Annotated in this window: 10 protein-coding genes and 1 pseudogene; 7 read left to right on the top strand and 4 right to left on the bottom strand. The window is 68.4% G+C overall.

All coding sequences use genetic code 11. The annotated features are described in order from the left end of the window. Positions 1–297: 297 nt before the first annotated feature. Positions 298–1425: a cellulose binding domain-containing protein gene (locus OG965_RS02295; protein ID WP_371648522.1), complete on the bottom strand. Its 1128-nt coding sequence runs from the start codon at positions 1423–1425 to the stop codon at positions 298–300. Positions 1426–1996: 571 nt separating this feature from the next. On the opposite strand from OG965_RS02295, the gene OG965_RS02290 reads away from it, so the two are divergent. Both OG965_RS02290 and OG965_RS02285 read left to right on the top strand, forming a co-directional pair. After that, positions 1997–4915 (top strand): glycoside hydrolase family 48 protein, encoded by a 2919-nt coding sequence (locus tag OG965_RS02290; protein WP_371648520.1) that lies wholly within the window; start codon positions 1997–1999, stop codon positions 4913–4915. 110 nt (positions 4916–5025) lie between these two features. Beyond that, complete coding sequence (locus OG965_RS02285) at positions 5026–5352, top strand: hypothetical protein (protein WP_371648518.1); 327 nt, start codon at positions 5026–5028, stop codon at positions 5350–5352. Here the strand turns inward: OG965_RS02285 and OG965_RS02280 are convergent. Then, positions 5339–5824: an RICIN domain-containing protein gene (locus OG965_RS02280; RefSeq protein WP_371648514.1), complete on the bottom strand. Its 486-nt coding sequence runs from the start codon at positions 5822–5824 to the stop codon at positions 5339–5341. The genes OG965_RS02285 and OG965_RS02280 overlap by 14 nt on opposite strands. Before the next feature lie 315 nt (positions 5825–6139). Between OG965_RS02280 and OG965_RS02275 the strand changes: the two genes are divergently transcribed. Next, a complete protein-coding gene (locus OG965_RS02275; RefSeq protein ID WP_371648511.1) occupies positions 6140–6961 on the top strand; it encodes a GNAT family N-acetyltransferase in 822 nt (273 codons plus the stop codon). Positions 6962–7314: 353 nt separating this feature from the next. On the opposite strand, the gene OG965_RS02270 is transcribed toward OG965_RS02275, so the two are convergent. Then, positions 7315–8349 carry a DUF5954 family protein gene (locus OG965_RS02270; RefSeq protein ID WP_371648508.1) on the bottom strand — a complete coding sequence of 345 codons (1035 nt, stop codon included), beginning with the start codon at positions 8347–8349 and terminating at the stop codon, positions 7315–7317. A gap of 415 nt (positions 8350–8764) precedes the next feature. Here OG965_RS02270 and OG965_RS02265 point away from each other — a divergent pair, with 415 nt between their 5' ends. After that, positions 8765–9280, top strand: coding sequence for a DinB family protein (locus OG965_RS02265; protein ID WP_371648505.1), 516 nt, complete (start codon positions 8765–8767; stop codon positions 9278–9280). A gap of 12 nt (positions 9281–9292) precedes the next feature. Here OG965_RS02265 and OG965_RS02260 read toward each other — a convergent pair. Next, positions 9293–9475, bottom strand: a pseudogene (locus OG965_RS02260) (IS5/IS1182 family transposase); the annotation flags it as partial. Between the two features lie 571 nt (positions 9476–10046). On the opposite strand from OG965_RS02260, the gene OG965_RS02255 reads away from it, so the two are divergent. The 3 genes from OG965_RS02255 (at position 10047) to OG965_RS02245 (ending at position 13968) form a co-directional block, all read left to right on the top strand. Beyond that, entirely contained in the window at positions 10047–10325 is a 279-nt protein-coding gene (locus tag OG965_RS02255) for a hypothetical protein (protein WP_371648502.1), read from the top strand. Positions 10326–11003: 678 nt separating this feature from the next. After that, positions 11004–12182 carry a cytochrome P450 gene (locus tag OG965_RS02250; protein WP_371648500.1) on the top strand — a complete coding sequence of 393 codons (1179 nt, stop codon included), beginning with the start codon at positions 11004–11006 and terminating at the stop codon, positions 12180–12182. A 1171-nt stretch (positions 12183–13353) separates the two neighbouring features. Further along, the gene (locus OG965_RS02245) at positions 13354–13968 is read left to right on the top strand and encodes a DUF6000 family protein (RefSeq protein WP_371656822.1); all 615 of its coding nucleotides are present in this window, start codon (positions 13354–13356) and stop codon (positions 13966–13968) included. The last annotated feature ends 172 nt before the right edge of the window (positions 13969–14140 follow it).

The raw sequence follows: 14140 nt of genomic DNA, 5'->3' as shown, positions 1-14140 counted from the left end.
GTGGAACCTTCCTGGGGTGGGGGGCTTGGGGGGAAGGAGATATGGGAGCGCTCCCAATTCATCAAGCCAGCCTTGCGCAGTACACGTCAAGAGCGCGGTACGGAAAGGAAGTTGATCCACTCCGGTGAAGGGGGCGGGCAACTGCCGGACTCCGCTGAAGGGTGCGGGCAACTGCCGTACTCCGCCACGGCTGGGCCGGGCTGGGCGAGCTCGCGGGGCACCGCCTGGCCCTTGAGACCTCGGGGGAGGACCCGCATGTCCCAAGGCGCCCAGGATCACCGACGAGTGCGGGGTGTTTCAGGTGGTGGGGCAGGGGGTGCCGTTGAGGCGGAAACCGGCGAGCTCGGCGAAACCGCCGCTGTAGAGGCCCTGGAAGCCGAAGGAGACGTGACCGCCGGGGGCGATCTGAGCGTTGTAGGGCAGGCCGCTCGCCGTGACCGCTCCCGATGACGGGGAAACGTCCGCGTTCCAGGCACTGGTGATCTGCTGCCCGGCGGGCAGGCTGAACCCGAGCTTCCAGGCGTCGACAAGGGAGGAACCCGAGTTGGTGACGGTCACGTCGGCGGTGAAGCCACCCTGCCAGGTGTTCGTTGCATAGGCCACCTTGCAGGCCCGGGAGCTGCCGGGGTCACCGGGGCTGCCGGCCCCGGTGTTGACCGTGGAGGAGAACGAGGTCACGGCGAGGCCGGCGCCGTTCTGCCAGGGCTCGAAGCCTGCCTGAACGCTGGTCAGGTACCAGCTGTTCTGGGCCAGCCCGCGGGAGACGGCCTCCCGGGCGAAGTCCATGACGTCGAAGCTCCAGTCGGCGATCGCTGACGGTGCGACGAAGGTCAGCACGTCGTTGGAGCCGTTGTTGCCGGACCACACCTGCCACTGGCGTCCGGCCACGGTCGCTGTGCCGACCGGCGAGCCCACGGGCTGGACGGATCCGACCTTGTTGAACCAGATCATGATCTCGGTCCGGTTGATGCCGTCGGTACGGGGTGTGGGATCGAGCCAGATGTCGTACGCGGCGTCATACACCGCGTTGCTCACATAGCTGTAGGAGACGCTGGTGGGCGAGCTGGTGATGGTGCTGAGCCGGGCGGGCAGGTGGGTGCCGGGTGAGCAGTTGGTGTAATGGCAGCCGTTGTAGAGGGACGGGTAGGACTTCGGGGCGCCGTTGGTGGGGACCGACCCGTCGGCCTGGGTGATCCTGAATCCCGAGTCGGTAGTGGTGACGCACTGGGTCTGGTTGGTGCCCCAGCGGTTGTTCTGAACGACGTAGCGGCCCTGGACCGTCGTCGACCCGAACTGTTCGCAGAGGGTGGTGTCGGCCTGTGCCGCCGAGCTGGTGGTCAGCAGCGCGGTCAGCGAGATGAGCGCGGTGAGCAGCGCGCAGAACAGGCCCCGCGCGCTGCGCGCATGGTGTGGTGACGGTCGCATGTGGATCCTCTTCGAAGTGGGGGGCGCAGGAGTGGGAGCGCCGGGGCCGGTCCGTGGGTGGGGACTGGCCCCGGCGGAACCGGTCGGCCGATTACGGCTCCGGCGGGTAGGCGTTCTGCGTCAACAGCTGGAAGTGGGCGGAGAACCCAGTGCCCGACCAGCGGTGCGTTCGGCAGAGCGCCAGCGGGGCCGGTGGCCGAGCACTCCACCATGCAGGGTGAGGTGACCCCGGTCGTCTACCACGGGCAGGCCGAGCAGCCGACGTGCGAGCGCACCGGGCGGCTAAAGGTAGTGAACACGGGAGTGTCGCATGAGCGACTCCTTGCAGCTTGGCGCGCCGTGACCGGCGCGTCGACTGAATGGAACCGCTCCCATTGGTGCGAAGGAACGTAGCGCCCGCTGGCGCAAATGCCCAGGGGTGTGACTTGACTTTGTCTCATTGAGCGCGCGAAAGCTTTCGACTCTTCAAACACCTTGACCGCACGCGGGGTCGTCCCCACTATGGGAGCGCTCCCATTGGGTTCAAGACCTGAATTCTCCCGAGCCGCAAGCCGCAAGGAGGAACCAGTACATGGATCCCGGACACAGGCGCAGAGCCGTGCGGCGGTGGTGGACCGCTGCCCTGGCCGCGCTCGCCTTGCCCCTGACCATGCTCGCCACCAGCACCACCGCCGCGCACGCGGCGGCCGTCCGGTGCAGCGTCGACTACAAGACGAACGACTGGGGTTCCGGCTTCACCGCCGACCTGACCATCACCAACCGCGGCACTGACACCATCGACGGCTGGACCCTGACGTACGCCTACGGTGGCAACCAGAAGCTCACGAACGGCTGGAACGGCACCTGGTCCCAGGCCGGCCAGACGGTCACCGTGAAGGACGCCGGGTACAACGCGAAGATCGCCGCGGGCGCCGCAGTCTCCACAGGCGCGCAGTTCACCTACAGCGGCACCAACACCGCGCCCAGCAGCTTCGCGATCAACGGCACCACCTGTGCCGGCGCACACCTGCCGCCCGTCACCGTGCTCACCAGTCCGAGTGCGGGCGCGGTCTACACGCAGGGGGACGCGGTCCCGCTCGCGGCGACCGCGGCGGCGGCCGACAACGCGACGGTCAGCAAGGTGGAGTTCTACGACGACACGACCCTGCTGGGCACGGACACCAGTCCTCCCTACACGTTCTCGGCCTCCAACCTGGCCGTGGGCAGCCATTCCCTGCTGGCGAAGGCGTACGACAGCCTGGATGCCTCCGCGGAGTCGACCCCGGTCGGCATCATGGTCGCCTCGGGACCTGCGGTCGTGGCTTCGCCGACCCAACTCGCCGTTCAGCAGGGCAAGTCGGACATGTTCTCGGTGAAGCTGTCGAAGCAGCCGAGCGCGAACGTAACGGTGAGCACCGCTCGCACCGGCGGCAACGCGGGCCTGTCCGTTTCCAGCGGCTCGTCGCTGACCTTCACCCCGTCGAACTGGGGCACCGCGCAGACAGTGACCATCGCGGCGGACTCCTCCGGCACGGGCGGCGCGACCTTCACCGCCTCGGCGGCCGGACACAGCAAGGCGACGGTCACGGTGACGGAGCTGCCCGCGTCCAAGACGTACGACGCCCGCTTCCTGGATCTCTACGGGAAGATCACCAACCCGGCGAACGGCTACTTCTCACCCGAGGGCATCCCCTACCACTCGGTCGAGACGCTGATCGTCGAGGCCCCGGACCAGGGTCACGAGACCACGTCGGAGGCCTACAGCTACCTCATCTGGCTGCAGGCGACGTACGGCAAAGTCACCGGTGACTGGTCGAAGTTCAACGGCGCGTGGGCTCTCATGGAGAAGTACATGATCCCCACGCACGCGGACCAGCCCACCAACTCCTTCTACAACGCCTCGAAGCCGGCGACGTACGCACCCGAGGAGGACACCCCCAACGAGTACCCGGCGAAGCTGGACACGTCGGTGCCGGTGGGATCGGACCCGATCGCGGGCGAGCTGAAGTCCGCGTACGGCACGGACGACATCTACGGCATGCACTGGCTCCAGGACGTCGACAACGTCTACGGCTACGGCGACACGCCCGGCGGTACATGCGAGGGTGGCCCCACGGCCAAGGGACCGTCGTACATCAACACCTTCCAGCGCGGCCCGCAGGAGTCGGTGTGGGAGACGGTGCCTCAGCCGACGTGCGATGCCTTCAAGTACGGCGGCAAGAACGGCTACCTGGACCTGTTCACCGGCGACAACTCCTACGCCAAGCAGTGGAAGTACACGGACGCCCCGGACGCCGACGCGCGTGCGGTGCAGGCTGCGTACTGGGCGAACGTGTGGGCCAAGGCGCAGGGCAAGGGCGGCGACGTCACCGCGACCGTCGGCAAGGCCGCGAAGATGGGCGACTATCTGCGCTACGCCATGTACGACAAGTACTTCAAGAAAATCGGCAACTGCGTCGGGCCGTCCACCTGCCCTGCCGGGACTGGAAAGGATGCCTCGCAGTACCTGCTGTCCTGGTACTACGCATGGGGCGGCTCCACTGACACCGGTGGCGGCTGGGCCTGGCGCATCGGCTCCAGCCACGCGCACGGCGGATACCAGAACCCGCTGGCCGCGTACGCGCTCAGCTCCAACGCCGACCTGAAGCCCAAGTCGGCCTCCGGGGCGGCTGATTGGGGCACCTCGCTGACCCGGCAGCTGGAGTTCTACCGCTGGCTGCAGTCGGACGAGGGCGCCATCGCGGGCGGCGCGACCAACAGCTGGGCGGGCCGTTACGCGGCACCGCCGGCCGGGAAGTCGACGTTCTACGGCATGTACTACGACGAGCAGCCCGTCTATCACGACCCGCCGTCCAACCAGTGGTTCGGCTTCCAGGCATGGTCGATGGAACGGGTCGCCGAGTATTACCAGCAGACCGGAAACGCCAGTGCCAAGGCGGTCCTCGACAAGTGGGTCAAGTGGGCACTGTCCAAGACCACGATCAACCCGGACGGCACGTACCGGATCCCCTCCACACTCCAGTGGTCGGGCCAGCCCGACGTCTGGAACGCCTCAAGCCCCGGCGCCAACAGCGCACTTCACGTCACCGTCGCCGACTACACCAACGACGTCGGCGTGGCGGCCGCGTTCGCCAAGACCCTGACGTACTACGCCGCCAAGTCCGGCGACATGGCGGCGAAGACGACGGCGAAGGCGCTGCTTGACGGCATGTGGAACAACTACCAGGACAGCCTGGGCATCGCCGTCCCCGAAACCCGCGCCGACTACAGCCGGTTCGGTGACACGGTGTACGTGCCGAGCGGCTGGAGCGGCAAGATGCCGAACGGCGACGCGATCAACTCCTCGTCCACCTTCGCCTCGCTGCGGTCCTTCTACAAGAACGACCCGGCCTGGTCGAAGATCGAGGCGTATCTGGCGGGCGGGGCGGCGCCCTCCTTCACGTATCACCGGTTCTGGGCCCAGGCGGACATCGCCATGGCCATGGGCTCGTACGCGGAGCTGCTTGAGTAGCCCGCCCAGCACTCCGCGTGCGCGACCCCGTCGTAGGGCGACGAGGTCACCGGGCCGGGCGGCACCCACCCGCACAGGGGCCGCCCGGCCCTCCCTCAACGCTTCCCCCGATGCCTGTCGCGGGAGCCGTGCACCCGCATGTCGTGCGGGCGGGCGGCATCGCCTTCCTCGATGTGGATGGTGTCGGTGATGTGCTCGACGGCGGGCCGGCGTTGGTCGGGGCGCTGCGCAGCTATGTCACCCAAGGGCCCGTCACGCCCGGGGGACAGGGGGAAGGGTTGCCGCCGGGGATGCTTGTCGTCAGTGATGGGGGCACCGTCGCCGCGATGACACCCCAGGCCCGCGCGTGGCAGGCGGTGATGGCGCATCAGCAGGCGGCACCGGAGTGGCTCATCGAGTACGGGCGCGCCCCCGGGCGGCTGCTTATACTGGCCTGAGCTCCCACTTAACGTTCCTGTTGTCCGGGGGGAAAGGGATTCCTTGGGTCACCACTGGTGAGCCGAGGCCGTTGTTCACCATAAGCAAGTATTTGCTGTTCAGCTTGCTGTAGAGGTACGGGTTGTTGTACCCCCACATTTGATTGTTTTGAAAATTGCAGTCCCACAGTTCGACCATGGCGCCGTCGTAGGGATTCGTGCCAGCGAGATCCAGACATTTGTCGTTGAGATCACTGCGAAGCTGATCTCCTACCCAGTGCCAATGCTGGTTGGCTCCGCCATTGCACGTCCACATGTGGACAGCCGCACCCGATCCGGTGTTGGCTCCGGCAACGTCAAGGCAGTTGTCATTGTACTGGTTGCGGATTTCGAAACTTGCCTGAATGGCTGCTTCCGCAGGGTGGCTCGGGACTGCGGACACGACTGCCAAGCTGGTTGCCAGACCCAGTGCGGCGGCGAGAAGTCTTTTCACGGCCGGCTCCCTGCATAGTGCGGCGGGCGGTTCACGGAAGCCTCATGGATCCGTGCTCGGCAGACTTCCATCACTCACGTAGGAACAAACAGATCTGGCCCGCAGATCCATCGATCCAGTGAACATCCGCCGGTGACGGACCGCGGTACGGCCGGGGCTGCGCCTACCTTCACCTGAGGAACCGCCTGCCTTCCCCTCCTTGCCTACCCGCGGTGGCCGCGGGCCTGCGCCGGGCCCGTTCGGGCGCACCGGGCCGCCCCGTACGGCTGTGGAAAATGAGCTGCGCCCGGGTGTGCCGCCGTACGACGATCGAGCATGACCTGGTATCTCACGGACGACGTCGAGGCCTTCCGGGCGGCCGCGGGGCCGTTTCTTGCCGCCGACCCGGCTCGCAACACGGTGCTGCTCACCCTCGCGGAGGGGGCGTGCCAGGGGCACTGGCCGGACGCGCGGTTCGGCTGGTGGGCCGGGTCCGGACCGGTGGTGGGCGGTGCCTATGTCCAGACCCCGGGGATGCCGCCGGTGCTCGGCACGATGCCGGACGGCGCGGCCCGGGAGCTGGCCGGGGCGCTGCGCGGTGAGGTGCTGGTCGGGGTGAACGGGGCCACCGCCACGGCCCGCGCTTTCGGGGAAGCCTGGGGTCCCTATCGGGTGGACCGTCAGGAGCGGCTGTTCCGGCTCGCTGAACTCGCCGACCCGGCACCGGTGGCGGGCCGCGCCCGTCTGGCGACCGAGGCGGATCTGACGCTGGTCACCGCGTGGCTGACCGCGTTCCTGGGCGAGGTGGCGCTGCCATCCGGCCTGGGCGCGGCGGCGGCCGCGGCGCGGCGCACGGCGGCCGGACAGCTGGTCCTGTGGGAGACGGACGAGGGCCCGGTGTCGCTCGCCGCCGCCTCCGGGGTGCTGGTCGGCCAGTCCCGTATCGGTCCGGTCTACACCCCGCCCGCGCGGCGCGGCCGCGGCTTCGCGGCCGTCGCCACGGCGGCCGCGACCCGGCTGGCCCTGGAATGGGGAGCGGAGCAGGTGGTGCTGTTCACGGACCTGGCCAATGCGACGAGCAACGCGCTGTACCAGCGGCTGGGGTACCGGCGGGTCCAGGACCACCTGGTACTGGACTTCACGGGCGGAGCCGGCTGAGGGGGAGCTCCTGGTTCCCGAGGGGGACCGAGGTGACTTCGAGCCCGATTCGAAACTGGGAGGAGCGCGGGGGCGTCCGCGTCGTCGGTTCTGCACTAGCGGCGGGGGCTGCCCAGTGGACGGGGGGTGGGTTGAGGGCTGGGGTGATCGGCGGTGGCGTGCCCGCCGCCTTTGCGCTGCTTGAACGTGCGTCCGCTGGGTGGCAGTGCCGAGGAGCGGTTGGGGCTGGTGGGGGTCGGCTCTGGCGTATTGCCAGGGCAGGCTGGTTCCAGACGGCTGGTAGTGACGAGGCTGTGGCGGGATGGACTGGTTGGGCGCTTCCTGTCGAGGCGTTGCCCTCAGGGGGCCTTGGTTCAGGTGTTGCCCGTGTCCGGTCCTGCGGAGGGTGTGGGCATGATGTTGCCGTCTTCATCGAGGGGTACGTGGATGGGGCAGGGGTCTTGGCCGGTGGAGTCGGTGGGGCGTGGGGTTTCGGGGCCGTTGGGGCCCCAGCGAAGCATGCGGCGGGTGCGGGCGATGCGGTAGACGATGCCGTGGACTTCCAGTTCGTTGATGGGTGCGGCGCGGAGTTGGTCGGCGCCGGCGACGTAGGCGGCGAGCTGTGTGGCGGTCTGTGGGTCGCAGTCTCCGGAGGCCAGGAGGGTGCGGGCGTCGGAGTGCAGGTCGGGGAGGAGGCCGCGTCGTCGGGGTTCGAACTGCAGGAGGGTGTACTCCAGTGTTTTGCGGGCCTCGTGCGGAGTGGGGTGCGGGGCGCTGGCCGGTGTCCAGCCGGTGCTGCTTCGTTCGACGAGGGTGTAGGTGGTGGGCAGCAGCATGACGTCGGGGTGGGTTTGCCGTGCCCGGCGTGAGTCGTTGCGTACGGGGGTGGGGAAGCGCGTGCCTGTGTAGGTCAGGTCGCGCAGGGCGAGGGTTTCCGCGGCCTGGGTTGGGGTGAGGGGCGCGTCGGGGTCGAGGACCAGGCCGTCGTCGATCCGTGCTGCCGGGGTCCTCGGATCCCAGTCGGGCGCGGCGGGCTCCGGGTCGCTGGGGCGGGGCAGTTCGATGCCGTCGCTGCCCTCACCGGCGTACTCTTCGGCCCGCACGATGCGGTAGCGGGTCCCCAGCACGGTGAGTTCCTGGACGCGTTCGCGCTCCAGCTGGGCGACCGCTGCCAGTAGCCCGCGGCGCTCGGCTCGGTCTTTGGCGTCGTCCTTCGCCTTGAACCACAGGAGTGAGTTGAGGCTGTCGCGGGCTTCTTGCGGGTTGTCCGCGGTCACCGCGACCATCACCCGCCACCGTGCTCCGTCATCGGCGTCCTGCGCGGCCACCCCGAACACAGGGCCGCGCACCGCGAAGTTGCCCGCCCGCCGGACGGCATCCGCGGCGTCCGCCTCCGCAACTGCTTCCACCGGTTCCACCGGGACCCGCACGACCAGGGGCCGTTGCCCGCCTGCATCTTCATGCCCATAGTTCATGGCCCCATCCTGCTGAGGATGGCGCAGCGCCTTGCGGGGTTCGCGGTTTTTGCCACTCGCAGGGGGCCTCTTTCGTGCCGACGGAAGCCTGCTTCACCGTGGCCGGGGAGCGCCGACTGGAGCAGGCGCAAGGCGAGCATGGAGACCTCCTGACTCTCCTTGGCGGAGCAGGTCAGGTCGCCGTCCTTGCCGTAGAGCAGGTCATGGTTGGCGGAGTTCCAGTTCTCCGCCACCTGCAGGCCGTCGTTCTCTCCCGGCGCAGGTCGGCGTCGGCGAGTTAGGGCCTGTCCGGCGGATCTTGAGCCGAAAATCAGGCGACAGTCGGAGACCGGCGCTCTAACGTCCGCACATGACACCTTCACTTGAGCGTCCCCCCTTGCAGGCCGACGAGCGCACCGCGCTCATCGGCTGGCTGGATCTGCAACGGCAGATCCTGAGATGGAAGTGCGATGGCCTGAGCGAGGCGGACGCGCACCGCTCCGTCATCCCGACCTCGCCGGCAATGACGATGGCCGGCCTCATCAGCCATATGCGGTGGGTCGAGCACACCTGGCTGGAGGTGCTGTTCCTGGGCGGCGACAAGACGCAGAACCCATCCTTTGACGAGACGGACGAGGACGCGAACTGGCGTACTGACGGCATCCCGCTGAAGCAGCTGCTCGCGGAGTACGAGGCCCAGTGCGCCCGAAGTAACGAGATCGTGGCCGCGGCCTCCCTGGACGACGTCGGCCGCCACCCCGACTACCGCTCCGGCAACGCCAACCTCCGCTGGATGCTCATCCATCTCGTCGAGGAGACCGGACGGCACGCGGGGCACGCGGACATCGTGAGGGAGCTACTCGACGGGGCGAAGGGGTATTACTAGATCCCCGGTGGATCACGACCGCAGCCAAAGCCGGATCGAGACAACAATGACGGTGCCGTAGAAGACGTAGGCGCGGTCGTCGAACCGCGTCGCGACAGCCTGGAAGTTCTTGAGGGCATTGATCGTCCGCTCGACTGCATGCCGAGCCTCGTAGTCCTCGGCGTCGAAGCTGGTCGGCCGGGCGGCCGTCCTGCCCTCCTCCTCGGCAACAACGGCTCCAGCACCGCCCGCTGTTCGTCCGTGAGATCTCCCCGTGCCATGAACCGTGATCATTCATAGCTCAAGACCCACTTCCGATACGCGCCCTGGCGGTGTCGGCGCGTACTGGCCCGGTTTCCTCAGGGGGCGAAGGCTCGGTGGTAGCGCCGGCCGCAGGTGTCAGCGGAACCGGCTTGCCACGGTGTGGAAGGACTGTTTGGGCTCCCACCGCCCGGTCTGCGCGTAGCCGCGCCGTGTCCCGGTGGGGTAGGTCTTGGCCAGCGCGAAGCTGGCGATGTCCAGGTCGTGGCGGCGCTGGGGGGAACGGGGCGAGTCGGGGGCGATGAAGTTGTAGACGAACGCGCCGTGCAGGCGCGCTCGGCCGCGTAGAGGTCCAGCAGTTCCCCGATCTCGTCGGCCTGCTCCTGTTCGTCGCGCACGTAGCCGTCCTTGACCCGTGGAGGCTGCCGCTCCCAGCCCACCGCGTGAAGCCCGAACCTCCCTGCTCCTTGGCCCCGGTGAAGGTGCAGCAGCCGAACTCGGTGCCGACCGCGATACCCACGCCGGGGTGCCGGGTGCGCAGCTGCTCGGCAGTGCGTGCCAACGAGCCGAGGAAGGCGAGGGTCTGCTCCGCGCCTTTGTCGAACTGACGCGGCTCGAACCAGACGAACAGGCCGTGCGCGGCCGCGATCGCCGCGGCCTGCGCCAGCCGGTCAAGGTCGTGGCCGAGCGGCAGGACCGCGTTGCCGTGCAGCTGTTGCCTGACGGCGGCGATCTCCCGGCGCACATACTCCGGCCGCCACACCTCGCGGTCTGTATCGAAGTTGACGCCTTTGTAGGTGAGTGATCCAGCGGTCCGCGACGACGCCGCTGGAGCGGTGGATGATGTACGGGCAACGGGCGTTGTCGGCGGTGCAGGTGGTGGACAGGCCGCGGCCCTCGCAGGGAGGGTCCGGCGGACGATCGGTGCTGATGTCATGCCGCCAGCCTGTATGGAGTGCGGTGCGCGGTACGTCGGTCGAGAGGCTCGCGCCCCTCGATCAATGTCGCTACCGCGTCCGACCTTCGGTGCATGGAAACCGTGGCCTTGATTGCCGACGAGAACGCGGAACCGCTCAACGGCTGCTGGCCAACTTTGCGATGACGATGGTGCCGTCGGCGGTGGCGAACCGTGGCGCGGGCGGTCTCTTGTCGCCCCGGGCGGCCAGTGTTCTGACCGGCTCGGGATTGCCCGCAGTGTCGGTCGCGTGGAGCGTCATGACCGTCTTGCCGCCTGCTGGCAGGAACTCCGGGCAACGCAGGCGATCCAGCGGCTGCGAGTTTCCTCTGCTCCGGATGCGCGGGGAAGTGTGCGCTGACCGGCTATTTTGTGAGGAGGTAGATCGGGTCGTACGGAGGGGGTGTCGGGGCTGAGGCAGTGCAGCACGAAGCGCGGGCCAAGGGAGTCGTGCCGCGGTCGGCCGACGAAGCAGCGGAGGTGGGGGGTCTTGTCGAAACCCACGATGGCCCGTCGGAGTCTGAGGCCATGACCGGGCCGGCTCAAGATCCCCGCATCCTCCGGGACCCCTATGCGACGTACACGGCCATGCGGTCCGCGTGTCCCGTGCAGTCCGTGCCTGCCGGTGCTGGAGGGCGTGCGAACTACCTGGTCACCGGGTACGCGGAGGCCCGGGAGGCCCTCGGTGACTCCCGTCTGTCGAAGGACACGAGCGTCTTCTTCGCGGGCAAGGAGTCGCGACGCCGCCTGCATCCGGCGGTGGCGCACACGATGCTGGCCAGTGACCCGCCTAGGCATAGCCGGCTGCGGAAGCTGGTGACCAAGGAGTTCACGACGGGGGCCGTCAAGCAACTGCGTCCTTTCATCGCCCAGGCCACCGACGAGCTGCTGGACCAGTGGCCTGTCGGCGGACCGCGCGACTTCGTGGCCCGCCTGGCGGTCCCCCTGCCGGTCATGGTGATCTGCGAGCTGCTCGGAGTGCCGCAGGCCGACCGGTCCGCGGTCCAGCGCTGGTCCGCGGAGCTGTTCGCGGCGGGAGAGCCCTGCGTCATCGACGCGGCCTCACACGCGTTGGCCGGTTACATGACGGACCTCATCGCCGCCAAGCGTCTGGGCCCCGGCAGCTCGCTCCTGGACCGGCTCGTCTCGGCTCGGGACGGAGAGGACCGCCTGAGCGAGGAGGAACTGGTTTCCCTGGCCGTGCTGTTGCTCGTGGCCGGACACGAGACGACGACCAATGCCCTCGGCAACGCCCTCTTGGCGCTGCTCCGGCACCCGGACGTGCTGGATCGCCTCCGGGGCAATCCGGACGAGGTCGCTGCCGCGCTGAACGAACTGCTCCGCTTCGACTCAGCGGTGAGCATGGCCACCTTCCGGTTCACCACGGAGGCCGTCACGCTCGGCGGCACCGAGATCCCGGCCGGTGTCCCGGTCCTGGTCGCGCTGGGGGCAGCCAACCGCGACCCGGCCCGGTTCCCGGAGCCGGATCACCTCGACCTGGACCGGGACGCGGCTGCTCATCTCGCGTTCGGTCACGGTATCCACCGCTGTGTCGGCGCCCCCTTGGCCGTGGCCGAAGTTGAGATCGCCCTACGAGCGGTGCTGACCAGATTCCCCAGCATCCGCCTCGCGCTCCCACCCGACCGACTGGAGTGGCGGCGCACCCGTCTCGTCCGTGGGCTGGCCTCGCTTCCCGTGCTGGTCTAGCCAGGCTGTGACCGCATGTCGGTACACGCTCTGCTGACGGGCTCGTTAGGCAGCGATCACGCTGACAGGTTCTGAGCGTATTCCGAGTCTTGGGGCACCCGTTCGCCCGCCCGCCACCAACTGTGGCAGCGCAGTCCGGCAGGAGGGGGGTGGTGCCGCAACTGGTTCAACTGTCCGGACAGCGACCGACACCGCGAGGGAGTGGGCTGGCGTTGCCGAACTCAGGGCTGTCCGTCGTCGCGGCGGGTGCGGGAGTGCTGCTCGCGTCGGCGGCCAGCGGCGAGGAGCAGTCGCTTTGAGGGCTGTCAGGATGCCGGTGACGCCGAGGGCGGCGATGAATTGTGGCAGGGCTTCACGCAGGACGCTGAGGGCGGTCTGGTGCACGGGCAGGCCGACGCGCTAGGGGGCCCGGCGCGCCGTGCTCCTCGCGTACACGTGGCTGCTACGGGGCACCGCCCTGCGGATCCCCAGGGCTGAACAGCCGTACGGGACCGCGCTGTCCCTGACCCGGCCGGGTGATGGGACCGATTCTGCCGGTGCGTCGGCCACTCCGGGAGAGCTTCCGTTTTTCTCCTCAATCGGTGGGGGAAGGGCGATGCTCGTATTGCGCAGGTCGCCGCAGAGCTGGTGGCCGGCTGAGAGGGCGGACGCATCACCTCGCCAGGCTGAGGCGGCAACCTGGAGCCCCCACTTCCTCCATGGTCGCCACCCATTGCCTGGGCCGACGCCGCACAGCTGCCCCCGCTGCCCGCGAAGCTGTCCGCGGACGGCGCCTCCGGGTGGGTGTGGCAGGGCCACCCGGTTGGCGGTGCCGGCCTCTACGTTGACAGGCATGGACAAGAACCGGCTGAGCGAGTTCCTGCGGGCCCGGCTGGGCTGGCGTCCTCTCGGATCAGGCGGCAAGCAGGTGTTTGGACGGAGGAGCGATGTAGGTTGCGGGGTCGGCGGGCGTGCCGTCGTAGCACTCCAAGCAGGACCCCAAGGTCTTGAGCGGTACTGGCGGAGTGCACTTGTTCCGCAGGTGTCGTATTCCGGTGCAGCGCAGAGGCCGTTCGGGTGCGGTGGTTGTGCCGAGGCGCGGAAGTAGCCGCGCTCTCCGTCGCCGAGCGGCGCAACGTCAAAAAAAGGGGGTGGCCTCGTTGCGCACCAGCGAGGCAGGATCGGCCCTGTGATGCGCCATGCCCACGAGGACCCCGAACTGTTGGCCCTGGTTCGCCGCTATGTCACGCCCGAGCGGCGCTACATGAAGCTCGGCGGCAACTTGCTGCGCATGCAGAGTCCCGAGTACGACCGATTCCTGCGACGGCTAAGCGAGGACGCGGGAGTCATCACCGCGAATGAGATCGCCACCCTCCTTGAGGGCGGGTGGCGCGAGCGGAGGACTGCGGCGTGGCTCGTGGCTGTTTCCCGCCGGACCGAGTTCCGTGAGCGCGTCGGGGAGCTCCTGCTGGTCAGCGAGGTCTGTTGTACCGGACTGGCCTATTGCGTGGCCCTGGCCAGTTTTGGGACGCCGCGCGACGGCGATCTGCTGGTCGCCTACCTTGATCGCTATCTTCGCCGGCCCGACCTCGCTTACGACCAGACTGTGGCCATAGGCGCTCTCCTGTTGATCGACCTGAATCTCCAAGGCGACCAAGCTGCCCGTTTCCTGGGCCCCGGCGCCCTGTGGCAACAGTGGCTCCAAGGTGCGTCCCACATGCAGGGCACCACGGACCCCACCCCCTCTTCCCTGAGCCTCATTCGTCGGCTCTGCGCCTTCGTCGATGAGTGCGCCGACACGAGTTGACGGAAACGCTGCTCGTAGTTGTCTCGCTCGCCCAGAGTGGGCCTTGGCACTGGCGCAGGGCTGCTGTTTCCTTGCTGGGCTATTTCGGCTTCTGAGCGAGCTGGAACTTCGTCTGTGTCACGGCCGGGGGAAGCCGCAGCACATCCAACCTCTCAGCGAGTTCAGGCGTCGT

This window comes from Streptomyces sp. NBC_00224 (assembly GCF_041435195.1).
In the GTDB taxonomy this organism is placed as follows: domain Bacteria; phylum Actinomycetota; class Actinomycetes; order Streptomycetales; family Streptomycetaceae; genus Streptomyces.
Note: the sequence above shows the minus strand (reverse complement) of the source record. Positions and strands in the feature narration are given on the sequence as shown.

Excerpts from the sequence above, each read along its gene's own strand:
- OG965_RS02295 (WP_371648522.1), bottom strand. The coding sequence starts at position 1,425 with ATGCGACCGTCACCACACCATGCGCGCAGCGCGCGGGGCCTGTTCTGC.
- OG965_RS02290 (WP_371648520.1), top strand. The coding sequence starts at position 1,997 with ATGGATCCCGGACACAGGCGCAGAGCCGTGCGGCGGTGGTGGACCGCT.
- OG965_RS02285 (WP_371648518.1), top strand. The coding sequence starts at position 5,026 with ATGCCTGTCGCGGGAGCCGTGCACCCGCATGTCGTGCGGGCGGGCGGC.
- OG965_RS02275 (WP_371648511.1), top strand. The coding sequence starts at position 6,140 with ATGACCTGGTATCTCACGGACGACGTCGAGGCCTTCCGGGCGGCCGCG.
- OG965_RS02265 (WP_371648505.1), top strand. The coding sequence starts at position 8,765 with ATGACACCTTCACTTGAGCGTCCCCCCTTGCAGGCCGACGAGCGCACC.
- OG965_RS02250 (WP_371648500.1), top strand. The coding sequence starts at position 11,004 with ATGACCGGGCCGGCTCAAGATCCCCGCATCCTCCGGGACCCCTATGCG.
- OG965_RS02245 (WP_371656822.1), top strand. The coding sequence starts at position 13,354 with ATGCGCCATGCCCACGAGGACCCCGAACTGTTGGCCCTGGTTCGCCGC.